The organism is Campylobacter sp. VBCF_04 NA7 (assembly GCF_027737405.1).
Lineage (GTDB): Bacteria > Campylobacterota > Campylobacteria > Campylobacterales > Campylobacteraceae > Campylobacter_B.
Map to the genome: position 1 here is coordinate 238180 of NZ_JAOVTT010000002.1, position 19334 is coordinate 257513.

Genomic DNA, 19334 nt, shown 5'->3' on the forward strand with positions numbered 1-19334 from the left:
ATGAGTAAGGTTGATGTAATCGTAGGCGCTCAATGGGGCGATGAGGGAAAAGGTAAAATCGTAGATATGATTAGTGCTAATTACGATTTCGTATGTAGAAGCTGCGGCGGACACAACGCCGGTCATACAATCATCGTAAATGGCGAAAAATACGCACTTCACTTAGTCCCAAGCGGTGTTTTGCACAAAAATATCATAAATATCATCGGAAATGGCGTGGTTATTAACCCTGATGTTTTGATTACTGAAATGGCGCAATTTGGGGATTTGAAGGGTAGATTTTTTATCAGCGAAAAGGCGTTTTTAAATTTAGAGTATCACTCGCTAATCGACCAAGCTAAGGAAAAATTAAAAGGCGATAAGGCTATTGGCACCACAGGCAAGGGTATCGGACCTGCGTATGCGGATAAAATTTCGCGCACAGGACACCGCATAATCGAGCTTTTAGAGCCAGAGAAATTAACTGAGGCTTTGGTTAGGGATTTTGCGAGCAGAGCGCAACTTTTCGAGAGTTTAAATATCAAAATTCCTGATAAAATGGAAATTTACGAGGAAATCAAACGCTACAAATCTGTGCTAGAACCATATATCGCAAACACGACTAATATGATTTGGAAGGCGCTTGATTATGATAAAAAAGTCCTTGTAGAGGGGGCGCAAGGAAGCTTGCTAGATATCGATCACGGCACATATCCGTATGTAACTAGCTCTTCGACTATCGCAGCTGGGGCTTGCACAGGTCTTGGCTTAGCGCCAAAAGATGTTGGCGAGGTCATCGGAATCGTCAAAGCCTATACTACGCGCGTAGGAAACGGCGCTTTCCCAACAGAGGCCAAAGATGAGTATGGCGATAGACTTTGCGAAATCGGGCATGAGTTTGGCACCACGACAGGTAGAAGACGCAGATGTGGGTGGTTTGACGGCGTAGCAGCGAAATACACATCTAGAATCAACGGAATTGATAAATTTGCCCTTATGAAACTTGATGTTTTAGACGGATTTGAGAGTATTAAAATTTGCAAAGCATACAAGATAAATGGCGAAGTGATTGATTATTTCCCAATCGAGCTTGGCGTGGTAGAGCCTGTATATGAGGAAATGCCGGGCTGGGATAGCGTAAAAGGAATTAAAAAATTTGAAGATTTGCCACAAAATGCGCAAAATTATATTAGAAAAATCGAGGAACTAACAGGCACAAAGGTAGGATTTATCTCTACTAGCCCTGAGCGAACAGATACAATTATATTATAAGAAAGGCGGATAATGCGAATACAACTAGCACATGTTCCATACATAGCGCAAAAAATTGCGATAGATATATTAAATTCTGGCATGGTTACACTTAGCTTTGGCGTAGAGCCCATAGCCAAGGTAGCCTCAGAAATCATCAAAACTGATTTGCAAAAAGAAAAAGCCATAGACGAGCGCGCAAATGAGCTAATGGACGAGAGAATCGATGAATTTGACGAAATGAATGTAAATAAAAAAGATATGTTTTGGCTCATCAAGCGCAAACTCGCCGCACAAGAGAATTTTGAGCTGATTTTCGAGGATAGATACTCAAATATCTCGCATGAAATTTTAGAGACGATTTGGAAGAAAAATTTAGTAGATTATCAAGTGAGCGAAAACCGCATCAAAACTATCATTTACAACTCAATCGAGGGGTATTTGAAAATTTACAAAAAAATCGAAGAAGATGTCTATGAACTCATGCAAGGACATGGCAAAAAGCTAATCCCGGGCACCGAGGAATACGAGCTTGTGTTTGCGCAAACTTACGAAAAAGAGCTTAAAAAAAGAGGTATGCTGTGAAAGCGTATGTTTATTTAGAAAACGGCGTGTTTTTGGAGGCAAAGGCGTTTGGCAAGGGCGGAAGTGCTTTTGGCGAACTTGTATTTAACACCTCTATTACAGGATATGAAGAAATCATCTCAGATCCTAGCTATGCTGGGCAGTTTATAGTATTCACTATGCCAGAAATCGGCATTGTAGGCACGAACAGCGACGATGAGGAGAGTGGCAAAATCCACGCTAGTGGAATTTTTATCCGCGAGTTTAACAACACTCCTTCAAATTTCAGATCCGAGCAAAATTTGGAAGAGTATTTCATCAAAAACGGCAAATTTGGCGTGTATGATATAGATACGAGATATCTTACAAAAATGCTTCGCGATGAGGGAAATTTGCGGGTTTTTGTCTCGACTGAAATCAGTGATAAAGAAACCTTGAAAAAAGCTCTTCAAGACTCAGCTAGGATTGAAGAGGTCAATTATGTCAGCATTGTAAGCACCAAAACCCCATATATCCACGAAAAAGGCCATTGGGACGCAGTCAAGGGTGCTTATAGCACGCCGAAAAAAAATGGCAAAAAAATCGCTGTAATGGATTATGGTGTGAAGCGAAATATCCTAAATGAGCTTTGCGATTTGGGCCTTAGTGTGGAGGTTTTCCCGTATAATACTAAGGCAAAAACGCTGATTGATAAATTTAACTCTGGCGAAATTCACGGCGTATTTTTATCAAACGGCCCTGGTGAGCCAAAAATGTTAAAAGACGAAATCGCACAAATCAAAGAGATAATCGAGGCTAGGATTCCGATTTTTGGCATTTGCCTTGGTCATCAGCTGCTTTCAAACGCTATGGGCTATGAGACATACAAACTCAAATTTGGCCAGCACGGCGCAAATCACCCTGTGCAAAATTTGTTTAACAAATCTATCGAAATCACAGCGCAAAACCACAACTACAATGTGCCAGAATCCATAGCTGAGATTTGCGATATCACGCACAGAAATCTATTTGACGGCACAATCGAGGGCGTGAGATACAAAAACTACCCTGTTTTTTCGGTTCAACACCACCCAGAAGCGAGTGCCGGACCAAACGAAAGCAAATACATTTTCAAAGAATTTTTAGAAATTTTATGATTAGTTTTTTTGCTATCATACCCGCCACGCTAATGCTGAGCTTGACGCACTGCATTGGCATGTGCGGGGGCTTTGTGATAGCTTATAACGCAAAATTATCTAGCCTTAGCCCTGCTAGGGCGTTTTTTTTCTCGCTTGTTTATCAAATTTGTAGAATTTGTGCTTATATCATGCTTGGCGCACTTGGTGGGGCGTTTGGCTCGGTTATAGTTTTTGGCGATAAAACAGCTGGTCTTATGCAGTTTTGCGCGGGAATTTTGCTAATTATTTTAGGGATTGCCCTACTAAAACGGGGCGCACTTTTAAAATTTATCGAAAATCAAAAAATTTATAATCTTTTTTTAGCCAAACCTATGAAATTCGCCCTTGGTAGGGAGGATATTTTGGGGTTTTGTCTGCTTGGGTTTTTAAACGGACTTTTGCCGTGCGGGCTAGTTTATACCTACCTAGCCATGGCGATAATGAGCCACGATGCCCTCCAAGGTGCGCTTGTAATGGCGGTTTTTGGATTATCTACCTTGCCTGCGCTATTAGCTTTTGGTGGCGTGGCAAATTTTATCAGCGCAAAATTTTCGCGCGCTATGCTTTATATTTCTTCATTTATCATAATTATTTTTGGAATTTATTGGGCTTATTGTGGATTTATTCTCACAAGATAAATTTTTTAAGTCTTATATAAGTTAAATTTTGAAAAAATGACAAATTACATTTTAAGGGGCGTTTTATGAGTGATATTTTAAAAAATTTAAGCATATTGTTGGTCGAAGATGAGAGTAAGATGAGAAACTCTCTAAGAAATACATTTGAAGGGATTTTTAAAAATGTCTATGAGGCTAAAGATGGCGTAGAGGGACTTAAAAAATTCAAAAAATACAATCCAAATTTGGTCGTTACAGATATTTTGATGCCTATCGAAGACGGGCTTGAAATGACACGCCAAATCAAACAAATCTCCCCAGATACCCCAGTTGTCGTGCTTAGCGGATTTAGCGAGAAGGCTCAGCTTCTAGGGGCAATCGAGGCAGGTGTAGCCAAATACTTCATAAAACCGGTTGATATGGAAGAATTTAAAGAAGCGATAAAAAGCCTAATGAGCGCGAAACTTAGCGTCAGTAGCGTGGTAGAAATTTCAGGTGGATATAGTTTTGATCCACTAAAAAGGGTCTTAACTCACGGCGAAGAGGAAATTTCGCTTACGAAAAAAGAGTTAGCCTTTATTTCGCTTTTGGTCTCGCGAATCGATACTTTGGTCTTGCACGAAGAGATTAAACGATATGTCTGGGCGAACGACAACTCAGTCTCAGATGTGGCAATCAGAACTTTTATCAAACGAATTCGAGATAAAATCGGCGCAGATGTTATCAAAAATATCCCAAGTTTGGGCTATAAAATCGAATCTAAAAAAGAGTAAAATTTTTGTTGATAAAAATGTCACAAGTTTAAAACTTTTGCAAACAAAAAGTTAATAAAAAGTCAAATTTAAGCTTTTTAAAACTTATTAACTCTTATAATCCTCCATAAAGTTTCTCGACTTTTAACCAAATTTTAAAGGAGGGTTTTATGAATCCTGAACAGGCATTACGCAGTGGCAAGATGCTAAGCTACGATTATACAGTGGCGAAATTGTTTTTGTATTCTACTCTTGCATTTGGTATCATCGGTATGCTTATAGGCACGCTTATAGCATTTCAGCTAGCATATCCAGATCTTAACTACTTGCTTGGAGAGTATGGTACATTTGGCAGACTTAGACCATTACACACAAATGGTGTCATTTATGGTTTTATGCTATCTGGAATTTGGGCTACATGGTATTATGTAGGACAGAGAGTTTTAAAAGCATCGATGAGCGAATCAAAATTTTTGATGTGCGTGGGTAAATTGCACTTTGTGATTTATATCCTAATCATCTTACTCGCTGTGGTTTCGCTTTTGGCTGGCGTTACGACATCAAAAGAGTATTCTGAGTTAGAGTGGCCTATCGATATTTTGGTTGTTGTCGTGTGGGTTTTGTGGGGAATTAGCATTTTTGGTCTAATCGGTATCAGACGCGAAAAAACGCTTTATATCTCTGTTTGGTATTATATCGCTACCTTCCTTGGCGTTGCTATGCTATATTTGTTTAACAACATGGAAATCCCAACTAGATTGCTTACTGGCATGGGTAGCTGGATACACTCTGTATCAATGTATGCTGGCACAAACGACGCTATGGTTCAATGGTGGTTCGGTCACAACGCCGTTGCGTTTGTATTTACCGTAGCGATTATCGCTGAAATTTATTATTTCTTGCCAAAAGAGAGCGGTCAGCCAATTTTCTCATACAAACTATCTTTGTTTTCATTTTGGGGATTGATGTTTATCTACCTATGGGCTGGCGGTCACCACCTTATCCATGGACCAGTTCCTGATTGGGTTCAGACAATGGGTTCGGTTTTCTCTGTTGTTTTGATTTTGCCATCTTGGGGAACAGGTATTAATATGCTCCTTACAATGAGAGGCGAGTGGAATCAGCTAAGAGAAAGTCCATTAATCAAATTTATGATTTTGGCTTCTACCTTCTATCTATTCTCTACTTTGGAAGGTCCAATCCTTTCTGTCAAATCAGTAAATGCCCTAGCGCACTTTACAGATTGGATCCCAGGACATGTCCATGACGGCACACTTGGCTGGGTTGGATTTATGACAATCGCTGCTATGTATCACATGGTGCCTAGAATGTTTAAAAGAGAGCTTTATTCAAAATCTTTAATGACGGCTCAATTTTGGATCCAAACAACAGGTGTTGTGCTATTTTTCAGCTCAATGTGGATTGCTGGTATCACACAAGGTATGATGTGGAGAGCAACTGATGATTATGGCAACTTGCTATATTCATTTATAGATACAGTTAGCGCGCTAGTTCCTTATTACTGGATTAGAGCGATTGGTGGTTTATTATACTTCATAGGTTTGTGTATGTTTGTATATAATATCTTGATGTCTATTCGCGCAGGCAGAAGCTTAGACCAAGAGCCTAGAAGCGCTTCACCTATGGCTGCGTAAGGAGAGAAAGATGTTTAGTTGGTTAGAAAAAAATCCGTTCTTTTTTGCGGTTGGTGTTTTTGTAGTCATCGCTTATGCTGGTATCGTTACGATTTTGCCAGATTTTGCTAATAGCGCTCGTCCAATCGAGGGCAAACAACCATATACTGTTTTGCAACTCGCTGGTCGCCATGTCTATATCCAAGAGAGCTGTAATGCCTGCCACTCACAACTTATCCGTCCGTTTAAATCAGAAACTGACAGATATGGTGATTATTCAAAAAGTGGTGAATTTGCTTATGATAGACCATTTTTGTGGGGTTCTAAAAGAACTGGCCCGGATCTTGCTAGGGTCGGACGCAACAGAACCACAGGCTGGCACGAAACTCACATGAAAGATCCAAAAGTCCTAGTCGGCAAATCAATCATGCCTGCATACAAATCTATGTTTAAGAAAAACGCAGATATGCAAACAGCCTATGCTGAGGCTTTGACGATTAAAAAAGCCTTCAATGTCCCTTATGATACAGCTGGCGCACCAAAGCTTGAAGCTGATCCTAGCAAGGACGCTATGTCAAATTTCGAAAGCTATAAAGCTGAAATGATGGCAGAGGCTGAGGCAATCGTAAATGATATGCGCGACGAAGATGTCAAAGCGGCATTTAAAAATGGCGAAATACGCGAAATCGTTGCGTTAATAGCATATTTAAATAGCTTAAAATAGGGGGTTTGCGATGAGTGCTGATTTCATTAGAGAGTTACAAGCTTACGGCTTTATCGCCTTTGTAGTGCTAGCTTGCATTGGAGTTTATGGATACTGGTTTCATTTGAAGCACTCTGAAAAAACAGGGCGCAGAAACTATGAAAAGTATGCAAATTTGGCGCTTGATGATGAGCTTGGCAGTGAAATCATAGAGTCTCGCACACCTACGAAAGAAGAAAAAGGAAAATGATATGAAATGGCTAAATTTAAGCGATAATGTTAATGTTGCGGCGCTGATAGCGTCGTTTATACTTGTCGCAGTTACGGCTTTTATCGTTAAAAAATATGCTGGTCAAAGTAAAAGCTTAAACGAAACCACTGAGACAACTGGCGAAGATTTTGACGGAATTGCCGAGCTAAAAAATGGCTTGCCAAAAGGCTGGGCTATATGTTTTGTTTTGATGTTTGTCTATGCGTTAGTGTATTTTTTCATCGCTTATCCGCTAAATTCTTACTCACAAATCGGCGAGTATAACGATGAGGTAAAAGAACACAACGCTAAATTTGAAAAAACCTATGCAAACGCTGATAGCACTACGCTAAAAGCAATGGGAGAGTCTGTATATTTGGTGCAATGCTCACAATGCCACGGACTTGACGGAGATGGAATCGACGGCGAGTCTGCTGACCTTACTAAATGGGGCAAAGAAGCTGGCATAATTGACGCTATCAACAAAGGCTCAAAAGGCCTAAATTATCCACTTGGTGAAATGCCAGCAGGTATGGTTAGCCCTGATGACGCAAAAGCAGTAGCTGCATTTATGGCGAAAGAAATTTCTAGCCTAAAAGCTACAAAAAATGAAAATTTGGTTGAAAAAGGTAGAGAGCTATGGCCTACTTGCGCTGCTTGCCATGGTGATGACGGCAAAGGTATGGACGGCTCAGCGCCAGATCTTAGCAAATACGGCTCGGCTGAATTTAGCGTCGATGTGCTAAATCGTGGCAAAAAGGGCTTCATCGGCACAATGCCAGCCTTTGATGACGGGCGTTTAAACGATGTGCAAAAACGCGCCGTTGGCGAGTATATCAACTCTATCAAATAAAGGGGCGATTATGGAAAATGTAAAAAGATCGGTTTTTGCGCTAAATGGCGTAACTGGAATGCTAATCGCAACTGCGCTTTTGCTGGCGATTCTTGCATGCCTTACCTGCCTTGGCATTAAGACACAGCAAGCCGTCATGGATAAGCCTTATGAGCTAAAAGACATTAGCTCTGTAAGCGAAAAAAGCTCAGTCGATACGCAAAAAAAAGTATTTGTGATAAAGGATAAGTGATGAGTGATGCATTGATTGAAAAATTGATTTTACTTGGTTGTATCGCTTTGGCTGTGGCAACTGCTGCCTCTGTTTTGACTAGAAATATCCTATTTATCGGTTAATGAGAGCAATTTTTGCGATTTTTTGCCTGTGCATTTTAGCGCAGGCAAAATTTGTTTTAAACACAGGCGAGATTATCACGCCTATGCTTACAGAAAAAATCGAAATTCTAGGCGCTGAGACGCAGGATAAAACCGGCGTAGGCGTCTATGTCCTAGCCACGAAGAGCCTTGGAGGTGAGAGCTTAGAAAATTATGCCCTAAATTTCGCTTCGAATTTAAGCTCGCCTTATGCGCTTTTAGTCTTTGCCGAGGCTGAGCATAAGGTCGAAATTTACGGCTCGGTTGAAGCCTTAGCACTTTTTGATAGAGAGCAAATTTTAAGCGTGGGAAGCCGTGGGCGTATAATCCCAATCATCGCTTCGCAAAAAAAAGATCTAAACAAAACCCAAAAAATCGGCGTTTATAATGCTGCGCTTTTAAACGGATATGCCGAGATTTGCGACCAAATCGCCGCTTCAAAGGGTGTGAGCTTGGAGAATTCTATCGGCAATACAAACAACAATTTCATAAATTTCTTGCGCTATATTTTTTACGCGACGCTGATTTTCGCGCTGGGCTCATATCTATACAAAAAAGGCAGAAAAAATGGCGCAAAATAAAAAAACTCTGTGGCCCTATGGTATCGCATTTAGCATAGTAGCAATCATCGCAGCGTGCGTAGCGACGATAATTTTCTCGCTAGATTATCCGGTGCATAGCGATAATTTTTACTTTGACAAATACCAAAAAGTCGATGAGAATTACAACGAAATTCAGCTAAAACAGCAAAATTTCGAAAAAAAATATGAGGTAAATTTTGAAATTTCAAATCCGCAAAATACAGAAAAATTTAGCCTAAATTTGCCGATAAAAGCGAAAAATAATGCCAAATTTGATAAAATCTCAGCCGAAATTTTACTCACTAGACCAGATAGCACGACTTTTGATAAAAGGCTTAATACGCAGTTTTTAGATGGTGCGTTACGAAGCGAAAATTTTAGTATCGAAAAGCTTGGCAGGTGGCAGGTAATGGCGAAAATTTCAGATTCCATAGACACAGGATTTTACAAATTTGAATTCAACGCAACCAAAACAACTTCGGGTATTTACGACTTACAGATCCTTGAAGGAGGCCGTAAATAGGGCAGAGGGCGGAATAGTTTTCGCCGAGAGTTTAAGCGAATTTTACAAAAAGGCGGTTTTTGTAAATGGCTTTGATGAGTGCGGGCAGATCGAGCGCACACTTTTTATGCAAGAGGCCGTCAAAAATACCAAAAATGCAAACGAAAAACTCCGTTTCCCAAGCGAATTTTTCGAATTTATGCAACACAAAGATTATCTGTTTAAATTTTTCAAAGAGCTTGCTAGCGAAAAGGTGAGCCTGCAAACTCTCGATTTTAGTGATACTTACGCGCAATACAGCGAACATTTCGAAATCTTAAAAGAGCTTTTGCAAAATTACCAAAATTTTTTGCAAAACGCTAAAAGCTACGACGAAATCACGCTTCCGCAAATTTATGAATTAAACGAAAACTATCTCAAAAGATTTGATAGCATTGAGATTGATATCGACGGAAATCCGAGTAAATTTGAGTTTGAGATTTTAAAGCGAGCTTCGCAGGTTACGCAAATTTATCTAAATTTTAAGGCAAGTAAATTTAATCAAAAAACGCTTCGTAGTATTGGCGAACTTTGCGGACTTAGCTTTGAGAGCGGATTTAGCTACAAGCTAAATTTAAGCGAGAATAAAATTTTAGAGCCTTACACTGCGCCAATCCCACAAAATAGCGAAATCGTGCTAAAAGGATTTGAGCTTAGGGCTTTGCAGGCTTGCTATATTTTTGAGAAAATTTCAAAATTTATTAGTCTTGGAATTAATCCGGAAAAAATCGCAGTAATCTTGCCTGATGAGAAATTTGCTAAAACCCTTAAAGCTTTGGACGAAAAAATTAACAAAAACGCCCCAATGCTGAATTTTGCTATGGGCGAAAGTGTCAGAGATAGCCTATTTGGCGTGAGTTTGGCTAAAATTTCAGAGTGCATTAAAGAAAACATAAGGCCAAATTTCAACCCACAATATCTAAATTTAGGCAAAGACATTTCGCGGGATTTGCCAAATGAGTATGATTTGTTTTTTAAAGAGGCTGGGATTAGTGAAGAAATTTTTTATAAATTTAGAGAAAATTTCAACAAAAGCGTGGAATTTGAGGTTTTTGATGCTTGTATAAATGAGCTTTTGCGCGCAGTCAAAACCAAAAACGATGCCCTAGCAAACAAGCTAAAATCGCCAAAATTTTTAATCAAAATTCTAAACGAAAAATTTGGCGAAAACCTTACGCTATCAAATTTGATTGATCTTTTCCTTGGCGAGCTAAAAAATGTCAAACTCGATGATATCAATGGCGGAAAGGTCACTGTAATGGGGCTTTTAGAGAGTCGTGGTGCAAACTTTGAGGCTGTGATAATCCCTGATTTCAATGATGATTTTGTGCCAAAGCGAAGTGAGGGCGAGATGTTTTTAAACAGCACTCTTCGGGCCAAGGCTGGGCTAATTAGCCACAAAGACAGGGAGGATTTGCAGAGGTTTTATTACTCTTGTTTGATTTTTGGCGCGAAAAAAGTGGCGATTTGCTACCACGACACGGTGGAAAAATCGCCGTCTAGGTTTTTGAAAAATTTTAACACGCAAGAAGATATGGACGAGTTTAGTATGCAAGATTATTTGCGCATTTTTAATGGCAAGCTCTATGAAAAGCCAGAATTTAGCGATTTTACGCCAAATATGAAGCACGATTTTTTTGCCCAGCCTGTTTCGCACGCTAGATTTGATACATTTAGCACATGCAAAAGAAAGTATTATTACTCATATATTTTAAATATCAAAGAGGGGCTGAAATTTGGCGAGGATAACGCTACGATGGGAAATATCTTGCACGAGGCGTTTGAGGAGTATTACGCTAAATACCCTAAATTTGACTACGAAAAATTTGAGGAAATTTACCTTAAAAAGGCTATGAAAAAAAATGCCGATTTTTACAGCATTTATTATGATTTATGCAGGGTTAAATTTTTGGCTAAAACCATAGTCGAACATGAACAAAAGTGGAATTTTGCGCAAAGTGAGGCGAATTTTGACGGCGTTAAATTTAACGAATTTGCCACAATTAACGGAAAAATCGACCGCATAGACACAAACGAAAGTGGTGATAGATTTATCATTGATTACAAAAGAGGCGATTACAACGCCAAATCAATGCAGCTAAAATTCTACAAAGCCCTTTTGGGCGATGATGAAATGGAGGCTGCGTATCTCTCGCTAAGGGATAAAAAATTCGCTTTCGATGAAAACGAAAAAGATGATGCCGGAAAAAGCGCATTTGAAATTTTATCTGAAAAATTTGAAGAAATCAGAGCGCTTTGCGAAAGCGAAATCAGCTTTGAGCGCGCGAGCAAGAGCGGTGCATGCAAATATTGCGCGTATAAAATAATCTGTAAAGGCGAAATCAATGATTAAGATGAAGACAAATGAAGGCAAGGACGCAAGATATCTAGCGCTTGAAGCTAGTGCGGGTAGCGGAAAGACATTTTCTTTGGCGGTTAGGTTCGTAGGGCTCGTGCTTTTGGGCGAGAATATAAATGAAATTTTGGCTTTGACCTTTACTAAAAAAGCGGCCGCTGAGATGAAGGTGCGTATAATTGATACATTTTCGCTGCTTCACACGCCACAAAAAGAGGCTGAGCTTGACGCGCTTTGCGTGCTTTTGGGTAAGGAAAAAGAGGAAATTTTGCGCCTTAGAGATGAGCATTTGGCGAAATTTATGGATTGCGCTTTAAATATTTCGACCTTTGATGCGTTTTTTGGCAAAATACTGCGCGCGTTTGCCCTAAATGCGGGGATTAATCCAAATTTTCAAAACGACGATAATATACTAAAAGCCCAAAATGACGCCTTTATCAAAGAAGCTTTCAAAAACGATGAATTATCGGGCAAAATGTATGAATATATAAACGATGCAAATTTAAACAAACAAGCGTTTTTTGAGGGCATTAGCGAGCTGTGGAAAAATGGAATAAGCGCAGATATTAGCCAAAGCAAAGTCCCGAATTTAGACGAAATCAATGAAATTTTAGCCCGTATGCACGAAATTTTAGTGCGCAATAAAGCGAGCGATAAACAACTAAATTTTATGGTGCAAACTAACAATATTAGCGAATTAAGTGGCAGATCGTGGTTTGATAAACCAAGTTTAGATTACAGAACTTTTGCTAAGGCTTTTTCGCCTGATTTAGATGATGAATTTGCAAATTTAAAGCGTGCAATGCTTGAATATGCGATAAAATTTGAAAATTACCAAATTTCATCTTTGGCAAAATTTCTAAATTTCTACTCACAAAATAAAAAAGAACTTAGCAAAAAAAGCGCTAAGATGACATTTTCTGATGTTAGCGTGGGCGTGCATGAGCTGTTTTGCAAAACTGGCGAGATTGGAGAGCACAATGATTTGCTCTATTTCAGGCTCGATTCGAAAATCAAGCACCTTTTAATCGATGAGTTTCAAGACACCAGCGTTTTGCAGTATGAAATCATGCTTCCTTTGATTGATGAAATCGTCGCGGGGCTCGGTCAAAGTGGGCTAGGAAGCCTTTTTTATGTGGGTGATAAAAAGCAAAGTATTTATAAATTTCGTGGGGCAAAAAAGGAGCTTTTCGATTCGCTCAAAGATAGGCATAATCAAATAGTTTTGGAAACTATGCCAAAAAATTATCGCAGTTTAAAGCTTTTGGTTCGATTTGTAAATGCGATTTTTGGGGATTTGGAGATAAATGAAGAAACGGGCGAAAAATACGATTACAAACCGCAAGAAGCAAATAAATTTAATGAGAGCAAATTTAGCGCAGAGGTTTTAGATAAAATTTTGAAATTCCCAAAAGAAAATAAAAATTTATCGTTTTTCACGCCAGATGACGACGATTTTGGCTATATTTGCGCTAAGACATACGAAGATGTTTGCGAGGGCGCTGTAAGCGAGGCTATACGCTTGATTAAAGAGCATAGCGTAAGCCCTAGCGACATAGCGATTTTGTGCTGGACGAATAAAGATGTAGCAAAGATACAAGAGCTTTTGTCGCTAAAAAATATTCCATCTTCGACTGGCGCTACGAAAAAACTAATTGCTACACCCCAAGTTAAGGCGATTAGCGAGTATGCGAAGTATCTAATTAGCAAAGATGAAATTCACGCTTTAAATATAAAATCACTTTTAAATTTAAGCGACAAGCCAGATTTTAGCCCAGTTTCGCTAAGCGATGAGGCTGTGAGCGTAGCTAAGACAATAGCCGAAAATTTGGGGCTAAATTTTGGCGATGAAAATTTACTCATATTTTTTGAAATTTTGCAAAAGTATGATAGTTTCGTGCAGTATCTTTTCGCAGATGATAACAGCGACGCCTATGCCAAGGAGCTTAGCGGGGTCAAGATTATGACAGTGCATAAGTCAAAGGGGCTAGAATTTGCGCATGTGATTTTGTGCGATTTGCTTAGCAAAGGAGGCGGCGAGAGGGATAAATTTATGCTAGGTTACGACGGGCAGTGGCGCATAAAATACCGTATGACAAATAGAGAAATTTACGATGCAGAGTATGCAAAATTTAAAAAAGATAGCGAAAATTTGGAACGAGCTGAGGTTTTCAACAAGCTATATGTGGGCTTTACAAGAGCCGAAAAATCGCTGATAATCGTAAAAAAAGGCGGTGATTTAAACGGAAACAACCCTAGCTATTTTACGCCTTATACTTCAAATAAAGTGGAGAAGAAATTTTTAGTTATCGAGGATTTTGAGTATGGCTACATCATACCAAGTAGCGTTACGCCAGCGCTAGTGCAAAAACCAAAAAAGATAAATCTACAACCAGTCGCGAAACAAAATATCACAGAGTATGAAAGAGCCAGCGATAGGGCTGTCGTGGCGGAATTTAGCAAGGTTTATAAGGGCGAGGCGTTGCACTACACGCTTGAAATGCTCGATGATTTTGAGGTTTCTAGCTTGGAGAGTGCGCTAAATTTGGCAAAAAATCGCTATGCGAAATATTTGGATTCGAGCGATTTTGATGAGATTAGGCAAAAGGTCGAAAGCTTGTGCGCTAATGAGGAGTTTTTATCATACATATCAGGGTGCGAAATTTACAAAGAAATTTCGATAAAACGGGAAAATGGCGGAGTTTCTAGGGTGGATTTGATGTGTGTAAAAAACGATGAAATTTTGCTTTTTGATTATAAAAGTTCGCCGTATTTCTTGGAAAAAAACAAAAAACAGATTAAATCATACAAAAAAGATTTAATCCTGTCAAGCAAAAATCCAAATTTGAGCGTTCGCACATTTATCGTGGTTTTAGAAAATTCTGTAAAAATCGAAGAGGTAAAAGAATAAATTTAACTCCCAAAATGGGAGTTAAATTTTAGTATAGCACTACATGGACATTTCGTGGTCCATGCACGCCAAGAACTGTGATAAGCTCGATATCTGCGGTGCGAGATGGTCCCATGATAAAGTTGATATTTGTAGGCAACTCATCTTTTGTAACCTCTGCTAAGGCTTTATCTAAGCTTTCTACAAGGGCATTTTTTCTAAGCAAAATAATGCAGTTTGTCGGAAGCAAGCTAAGAAGTCTTGGTTGTGCTTTTGAGCTAACTACGCAGCATACGCCAAAGTTTGAAACGCCAAGTTTCGCCTCTATAATCGAAGTATCCGCATCAAAAAGCGCTTCTCTTATCTCATTTACTGGTTTGTCAAACGGCAATTTTTCTGCTTGCAATTTGTCTGTTTTGATTGGCAAATCTGAACCAAACATAACTGTTTTTGCGCCGACTGTTTTGACGATCTCTTCTACTAGCGCTTGAAGTCCTTTTTCGTCTGTCTCATGAACAACGGCTTTATTGTTTGTCAAATTTGTCTTAAAGTTTTCATATTTATCGCCTTCGTTTTCGACAAATTTAGTTATATCTAGTGGTTCGATTTCTGTTCTTTTAGCTACTCTGTTTGACCTAATTTTAGCTAAAATTGTCTCTTTGCTACTCATAGATTACTCCTTCGATTTTTTGGATATCTGCGTGTAGATTTCCTTTTAAGACAGGTGCTGAGCGATGTCTTGTCCATAGTTTTACCACAGGGATTGAATCTGCCTTTTTAACTACGAAATTTGAGAATTTAGAAGCTATGGAAATTCCAGTTCTCCACATAAATCCATTTGTAGCAACTGTTCTAAATCCAGCAAATCCCATTGCTTCGATTTTGCTGTGTTCTAGCAAATCAGAGCCTTTTGCTTTTTTCTTACCTTCACCTACTTTATTGCTTCTTAGCTTTCTGATTGTCTCTGCTAACGGAATTTTAACAGGGCAAACTTCGCTACATCTACCACAAAGTGAGCAGAAATTAAGAATATCTGCATTTTTTTCCATACCAAAAATTTGTGGGCTGATTACTTCACCGATTGGTCCTGGATATACAGCGTGGTATGTGTGACCACCGATTTTATCATAAACAGGGCAGTAGTTCATACAAGCACCGCATCTAACGCATCTTAGAGCTTCGAAGTATTCTTCATTTGTTAGCATATCGGTTCTACCGTTATCTAGTAAGACAACATGGACTTCTTTTGGACCGTCTAACTCGCCCTCTTTTCTAGGGCCTGTGATGATGTTGTTATAGCAAGTAATAGGCGCACCTACGGCTGATGGAGTAACAGGCGAGTGAGCGCTTACTACATCTTCAAATGTCTCTAAAACTTTTTCTATACCACAGATTACGATATGCACATCAGGGGCTGTGGTACACATTCTACCGTTACCTTCGTTTTCTAGCAACCAAATGGCTCCTGCCTTGCTAATACCAAAATTTGCGCCTGAAATTCCGATTTTCATCGTTCTAAATTCGTTTCTTAGGTGGTTTCTAGCGATTGCATTTAGTTTTTCAGGTTCGCTTTCTAATGGCGCACCTAAGCGCTCTTGGAAAATTTTACCGACTTCATTGCGGTTTTTGTGAATCGCAGGGACGACGATATGAACAGGCGGATCTTGGATTAATTGAATAATCAATTCACCAAGGTCGGTTTCTTGGGCTTTGATGCCTCTTTCTTCTAAATAGTGGTTTAGGTGAATTTCTTCACTAGCCATTGTTTTTTGTTTTAGAACTTTATCTCCGTTGTGAGATTTTATAATTCGATAAATTATCTCGTTTGCTTCCTCGCCATTTACTGCCCAATGCACTTTCATGCCGTTTTTTGTAGCATTTGCTTCAAATTCGAGTAGTCTTTCATCAAGTGTCGCAAGAGAGTTATTTTTAACGGTTCTTGCTCTGCTTCTTAACTCATCAAAATTTTTAAATTTTGTAGTGCTAAGTCTGTTTCTGTTACCTTGAAGAGTGTGCATTGCAGAGTCAAGGTTTGCTCTTAGTTGTTTGTCAGCAAGCTTTTGATTTACTAAATTTTCATGATTCATCATAGCGCTGCTCCTTCAATTCTTTTGATTATGAAATCATACAGATGAATACCTTTTACTCTTGAACCATTTTTTTTCATAGTCCCTGCGATATTCATCAAACAGCCGCCATCGCCTGAAACAATATAATCAGCTCCGCTTTCTTCTATGAATTTAATCTTTTGTTGAACCATAGCGTTAGAAATTTCAGGCTCTTTTACAGCGAAAGTTCCACCAAATCCGCAACACTCCTCTTCTCTTTCAAGCTCGATTAATTCTACATTTTTGAATTGAGCTAGCAAATTTTTAGCGTTTTGGATTGATTTTTGGACGCGCAAAGCGTGGCAGTTCGAGTGCCAAGTGATTTTTACTTTTTCGCCTTTGTCTTCGTATTTGACATGCAAAACCTTGTCCAAATACTCGCACAAATCATAAACCCTAGAACTAAATTCTTTGACTTTTCCTTCGTATTCTGTGCCTTTGAAAAGCTCGACATAATCGTGCTTCATCATACCAGCACACGAACCAGACGGAACGATAACAGGATAATTTTCGCTAAAAAGATTGATATTGTGTAGGGCTATTTTTTTAGTGTCTTCGAAATAACCTGTATTGTAGCTTGGCTGGCCACAGCAAGTTTGATCTTTTTTGAAAATAACCTCTACACCCTCTCTTCTTAAAAGCTTAACTGCATTTAAAGCAGTATCGGTAAAAACCGCGTTGCCAAGACAGGTTGCAAAAAAATAAACCTTATTCACCTTTATTCTCCTTTCTCGAATAAATTTAAATTTAACTAGTTATTTTATCACGCTTTTGGAATATTTTGTATTAAATTTGGATTAAAATAACATTAAATTATAATTAAAATGAAATGTAATTTTTTTATTACAACATTTTTTAAGTTTAAAAAAAGAAAAATTTGAAAATTCTAAAATTTAAGTGCAAAAATAAGATAAAAAAATAGTGAAATTCTATCCGCAAAGATAGAATTTCACTCATAAAATTTATAGCAATATCACACCGATTATAACGGCTATTATTGCATAAAATACTGCTGGGGCTATATTGTAAGTAAGACATCTAGCCTCACCCTTACCTAGCAAGCCAACAGTCGCACACACAGCAACGATATTGTTGATACAAACCATGTTACCGATAGCACCACCAACATTTTGGAGTGCAACAATAACTTCGGTTTTTAAGCCAACAAGCGTAGCTGTTTCGTATTGAAGACCTGAGAAGAGCATATTTGATACTGTGTTTGAACCAGAGAAAAATGCTCCAAGAATACCAACTAGTGGCGCAACAGCAACATAAGCTTGACCTGAAATATCAGCAAAGAATTTCGCCATAAGTTTAATCATAGAGTAGTTAGTTCCATCAACTGTTGTGCCGACATTTAACATGATTTGAACCAAAGCCAAACCAGCTGCTAGTGGAATTGCCGCTGCTGCAACTTGTTTGAAAGTTTTGCTCCAAGCCTCTTTTACATCATTGCCACTCATTCTGTGCAAGAATATAGTAAGGATAGCAACCAAAATAAATGGAATAATACCTGGTAAATAGCCGTAGTTGAAGCTATATGCAGTGCCAGGGACACCAAACATCAAGTTATCAGGAGCAGTAAATAGATTTATTTTCCAGCTTTGTAGAATTGGTTTTAATCCGATTGCAGGAATACGAGTAACAACTAGTATAAATGAAATAAGGATGTATGGTAACCAAGCCATAAACAATGGCATCTCTTTTTTGCTACTCTCTTCTTGTTTAGGTGCATTTTCAGAAGCCTGAGTTGAACCTATCCAAAATTCTTGCCATTGTGCGCGAGGAACGAAATCCCAGTTCTCTTTTGGAGTCATAAATCCAGCTTTTGCAGATGCGATAAGGATACCAAGAGATATAAGACCAGCAAGAAGTGATGGTAACTCAATACCCAAGAATTTTGCGCCTATCAAATAAGGAACGATGAAGCTAACTGAGGCAAGCATAGCAAATGGCAATGCAGGAAGAGCGTCTTTGAAGCTTCTGTTTTTACCGAATAGTTTTACCATTATCATAACAACGATAAAAGGAATAAAAATAGCGCCTACTGAGTGGATGATAGCAGTATTTGTGCTAACGGTAGTTATATACGGTTCTATATTTCCACCGCTTCCTTCTACAAGACTTTGAACGGTAGTTTTAACACCAAATGTTGGAGTTCCAACCGCACCGTAGCTAACAGGTGAGCTGTTTAGCACAAGACATGCAAGAGCTGCACTAAGAGCAGGAAAGCCAAGACCTACTAGAAGTGGAGCAGCCAAAGCAGCAGGTGTTCCAAAACCAGCCGCACCCTCAATAAATGCACCAAACGCCCAACCGATAATCAATACTTGAACACGGCGGTCGGTTGAAATTTTGGTAAAGCCGTTGTTGATTGATTGCATAGCGCCTGAGTATTTCATAGTGTTTAATATCAAAATAGCACCAAAAATGATGACTAAGATATCAAACGCCTTCATAAAGCCCAAAAGCACATACGCCAAAACGCTGGTGCCATCGGCATTTACACTAAACGCAGACAGAGCTATACCAATCGCTAAAAACATGGCAACACTAAGCGAGAGCTTAGAACTAAGTTTAAACCCTATCATCATAACCAAAATGACGATAATAGGTAAAAAGGCTAGCAAGGTATGCATCGTTAGATCTCCTTTGCAAGATAAATTTAGATTATCTTTTGATAATTCTTAAATTGAAAGTCTATACAAAAATAAATAAATAATAAATAAAAAAGAATACTTTAA

17 protein-coding genes and 2 pseudogenes are annotated in these 19334 nt (G+C 38.8%); 15 read left to right on the forward strand and 4 right to left on the reverse strand.

What is annotated here, in order from left to right; genetic code table 11:
* The 15 genes and pseudogenes from OFO00_RS02990 (at nucleotide 1) to OFO00_RS03055 (ending at nucleotide 14503) form a co-directional block, all read left to right on the forward strand.
* A complete protein-coding gene (locus tag OFO00_RS02990) occupies nucleotides 1-1251 on the forward strand; it encodes an adenylosuccinate synthase (RefSeq protein ID WP_270862198.1) in 1251 nt (416 codons plus the stop codon).
* Between the two features lie 12 nt (nucleotides 1252-1263).
* Nucleotides 1264-1815, forward strand: coding sequence for a DUF507 family protein (locus OFO00_RS02995; RefSeq protein ID WP_270864826.1), 552 nt, complete (start codon nucleotides 1264-1266; stop codon nucleotides 1813-1815).
* The gene (gene carA, locus OFO00_RS03000) at nucleotides 1812-2930 is read left to right on the forward strand and encodes a glutamine-hydrolyzing carbamoyl-phosphate synthase small subunit (protein WP_270864827.1); all 1119 of its coding nucleotides are present in this window, start codon (nucleotides 1812-1814) and stop codon (nucleotides 2928-2930) included. The genes OFO00_RS02995 and carA overlap by 4 nt, the downstream gene beginning before the upstream one ends.
* Nucleotides 2927-3589 carry a sulfite exporter TauE/SafE family protein gene (locus tag OFO00_RS03005; RefSeq protein WP_270864828.1) on the forward strand — a complete coding sequence of 221 codons (663 nt, stop codon included), beginning with the start codon at nucleotides 2927-2929 and terminating at the stop codon, nucleotides 3587-3589. Before carA ends, OFO00_RS03005 begins: the two co-directional genes overlap by 4 nt.
* A gap of 65 nt (nucleotides 3590-3654) precedes the next feature.
* Nucleotides 3655-4002, forward strand: a pseudogene (locus tag OFO00_RS08030) (response regulator transcription factor); the annotation flags it as partial.
* A gap of 90 nt (nucleotides 4003-4092) precedes the next feature.
* A pseudogene (locus tag OFO00_RS08035) lies at nucleotides 4093-4341 on the forward strand (helix-turn-helix domain-containing protein); the annotation flags it as partial.
* A gap of 182 nt (nucleotides 4342-4523) precedes the next feature.
* On the forward strand, nucleotides 4524-5975 hold the full coding sequence (gene ccoN, locus OFO00_RS03015) for a cytochrome-c oxidase, cbb3-type subunit I (RefSeq protein WP_442867883.1): 1452 nt from the start codon (nucleotides 4524-4526) through the stop codon (nucleotides 5973-5975).
* Nucleotides 5976-5985: 10 nt separating this feature from the next.
* Nucleotides 5986-6678, forward strand: coding sequence for a cytochrome-c oxidase, cbb3-type subunit II (ccoO, locus tag OFO00_RS03020; RefSeq protein ID WP_270858402.1), 693 nt, complete (start codon nucleotides 5986-5988; stop codon nucleotides 6676-6678).
* Between the two features lie 10 nt (nucleotides 6679-6688).
* The gene (locus OFO00_RS03025; protein WP_270864829.1) at nucleotides 6689-6907 is read left to right on the forward strand and encodes a cytochrome c oxidase, cbb3-type, CcoQ subunit; all 219 of its coding nucleotides are present in this window, start codon (nucleotides 6689-6691) and stop codon (nucleotides 6905-6907) included.
* Between the two features lies 1 nt (nucleotide 6908).
* Entirely contained in the window at nucleotides 6909-7760 is an 852-nt protein-coding gene (locus OFO00_RS03030) for a c-type cytochrome (RefSeq protein WP_270864830.1), read from the forward strand.
* A gap of 10 nt (nucleotides 7761-7770) precedes the next feature.
* Nucleotides 7771-7992: a DUF4006 family protein gene (locus OFO00_RS03035; RefSeq protein ID WP_270858399.1), complete on the forward strand. Its 222-nt coding sequence runs from the start codon at nucleotides 7771-7773 to the stop codon at nucleotides 7990-7992.
* Nucleotides 7993-8095: 103 nt separating this feature from the next.
* Nucleotides 8096-8695 (forward strand): TPM domain-containing protein, encoded by a 600-nt coding sequence (locus OFO00_RS03040; RefSeq protein WP_270864831.1) that lies wholly within the window; start codon nucleotides 8096-8098, stop codon nucleotides 8693-8695.
* Entirely contained in the window at nucleotides 8682-9218 is a 537-nt protein-coding gene (locus OFO00_RS03045) for a 4-hydroxy-3-methylbut-2-en-1-yl diphosphate synthase (RefSeq protein ID WP_270858397.1), read from the forward strand. The genes OFO00_RS03040 and OFO00_RS03045 overlap by 14 nt, the downstream gene beginning before the upstream one ends.
* Nucleotides 9199-11589 (forward strand): PD-(D/E)XK nuclease family protein, encoded by a 2391-nt coding sequence (locus OFO00_RS03050; protein WP_270864832.1) that lies wholly within the window; start codon nucleotides 9199-9201, stop codon nucleotides 11587-11589. Before OFO00_RS03045 ends, OFO00_RS03050 begins: the two co-directional genes overlap by 20 nt.
* Complete coding sequence (locus OFO00_RS03055) at nucleotides 11582-14503, forward strand: RecB-like helicase (RefSeq protein WP_270864833.1); 2922 nt, start codon at nucleotides 11582-11584, stop codon at nucleotides 14501-14503. Before OFO00_RS03050 ends, OFO00_RS03055 begins: the two co-directional genes overlap by 8 nt.
* A gap of 28 nt (nucleotides 14504-14531) precedes the next feature.
* Here OFO00_RS03055 and OFO00_RS03060 read toward each other — a convergent pair whose 3' ends face one another.
* The 4 genes from OFO00_RS03060 to OFO00_RS03075 all read right to left on the reverse strand — a co-directional run bounded on the left by OFO00_RS03060 (nucleotide 14532) and on the right by OFO00_RS03075 (nucleotide 19229).
* Nucleotides 14532-15152 (reverse strand): LutC/YkgG family protein, encoded by a 621-nt coding sequence (locus tag OFO00_RS03060; RefSeq protein WP_270864834.1) that lies wholly within the window; start codon nucleotides 15150-15152, stop codon nucleotides 14532-14534.
* A complete protein-coding gene (locus OFO00_RS03065) occupies nucleotides 15145-16572 on the reverse strand; it encodes a LutB/LldF family L-lactate oxidation iron-sulfur protein (protein ID WP_270864835.1) in 1428 nt (475 codons plus the stop codon). The genes OFO00_RS03060 and OFO00_RS03065 overlap by 8 nt, the downstream gene beginning before the upstream one ends.
* The gene (locus tag OFO00_RS03070) at nucleotides 16569-17306 is read right to left on the reverse strand and encodes a (Fe-S)-binding protein (protein ID WP_270858392.1); all 738 of its coding nucleotides are present in this window, start codon (nucleotides 17304-17306) and stop codon (nucleotides 16569-16571) included. The genes OFO00_RS03065 and OFO00_RS03070 overlap by 4 nt, the downstream gene beginning before the upstream one ends.
* Nucleotides 17307-17552: 246 nt before the next feature.
* Nucleotides 17553-19229, reverse strand: coding sequence for an L-lactate permease (locus tag OFO00_RS03075; RefSeq protein ID WP_333720478.1), 1677 nt, complete (start codon nucleotides 19227-19229; stop codon nucleotides 17553-17555).
* Nucleotides 19230-19334 lie beyond the last annotated feature (105 nt).

Bases quoted from the DNA above. Each gene is read 5' to 3' on its own strand.
- OFO00_RS03045 (WP_270858397.1), top strand. From the start codon at position 8,682: ATGGCGCAAAATAAAAAAACTCTGTGGCCCTATGGTATCGCATTTAGC.
- OFO00_RS03055 (WP_270864833.1), top strand. From the start codon at position 11,582: ATGATTAAGATGAAGACAAATGAAGGCAAGGACGCAAGATATCTAGCG.
- OFO00_RS03035 (WP_270858399.1), top strand. From the start codon at position 7,771: ATGGAAAATGTAAAAAGATCGGTTTTTGCGCTAAATGGCGTAACTGGA.
- OFO00_RS03060 (WP_270864834.1), bottom strand. From the start codon at position 15,152: ATGAGTAGCAAAGAGACAATTTTAGCTAAAATTAGGTCAAACAGAGTA.
- OFO00_RS03025 (WP_270864829.1), top strand. From the start codon at position 6,689: ATGAGTGCTGATTTCATTAGAGAGTTACAAGCTTACGGCTTTATCGCC.
- OFO00_RS02990 (WP_270862198.1), top strand. From the start codon at position 1: ATGAGTAAGGTTGATGTAATCGTAGGCGCTCAATGGGGCGATGAGGGA.
- OFO00_RS03065 (WP_270864835.1), bottom strand. From the start codon at position 16,572: ATGATGAATCATGAAAATTTAGTAAATCAAAAGCTTGCTGACAAACAA.
- ccoN (WP_442867883.1), top strand. From the start codon at position 4,524: ATGCTAAGCTACGATTATACAGTGGCGAAATTGTTTTTGTATTCTACT.
- OFO00_RS03040 (WP_270864831.1), top strand. From the start codon at position 8,096: ATGAGAGCAATTTTTGCGATTTTTTGCCTGTGCATTTTAGCGCAGGCA.
- OFO00_RS03030 (WP_270864830.1), top strand. From the start codon at position 6,909: ATGAAATGGCTAAATTTAAGCGATAATGTTAATGTTGCGGCGCTGATA.
- OFO00_RS03075 (WP_333720478.1), bottom strand. From the start codon at position 19,229: ATGCATACCTTGCTAGCCTTTTTACCTATTATCGTCATTTTGGTTATG.
- OFO00_RS03005 (WP_270864828.1), top strand. From the start codon at position 2,927: ATGATTAGTTTTTTTGCTATCATACCCGCCACGCTAATGCTGAGCTTG.
- ccoO (WP_270858402.1), top strand. From the start codon at position 5,986: ATGTTTAGTTGGTTAGAAAAAAATCCGTTCTTTTTTGCGGTTGGTGTT.
- OFO00_RS02995 (WP_270864826.1), top strand. From the start codon at position 1,264: ATGCGAATACAACTAGCACATGTTCCATACATAGCGCAAAAAATTGCG.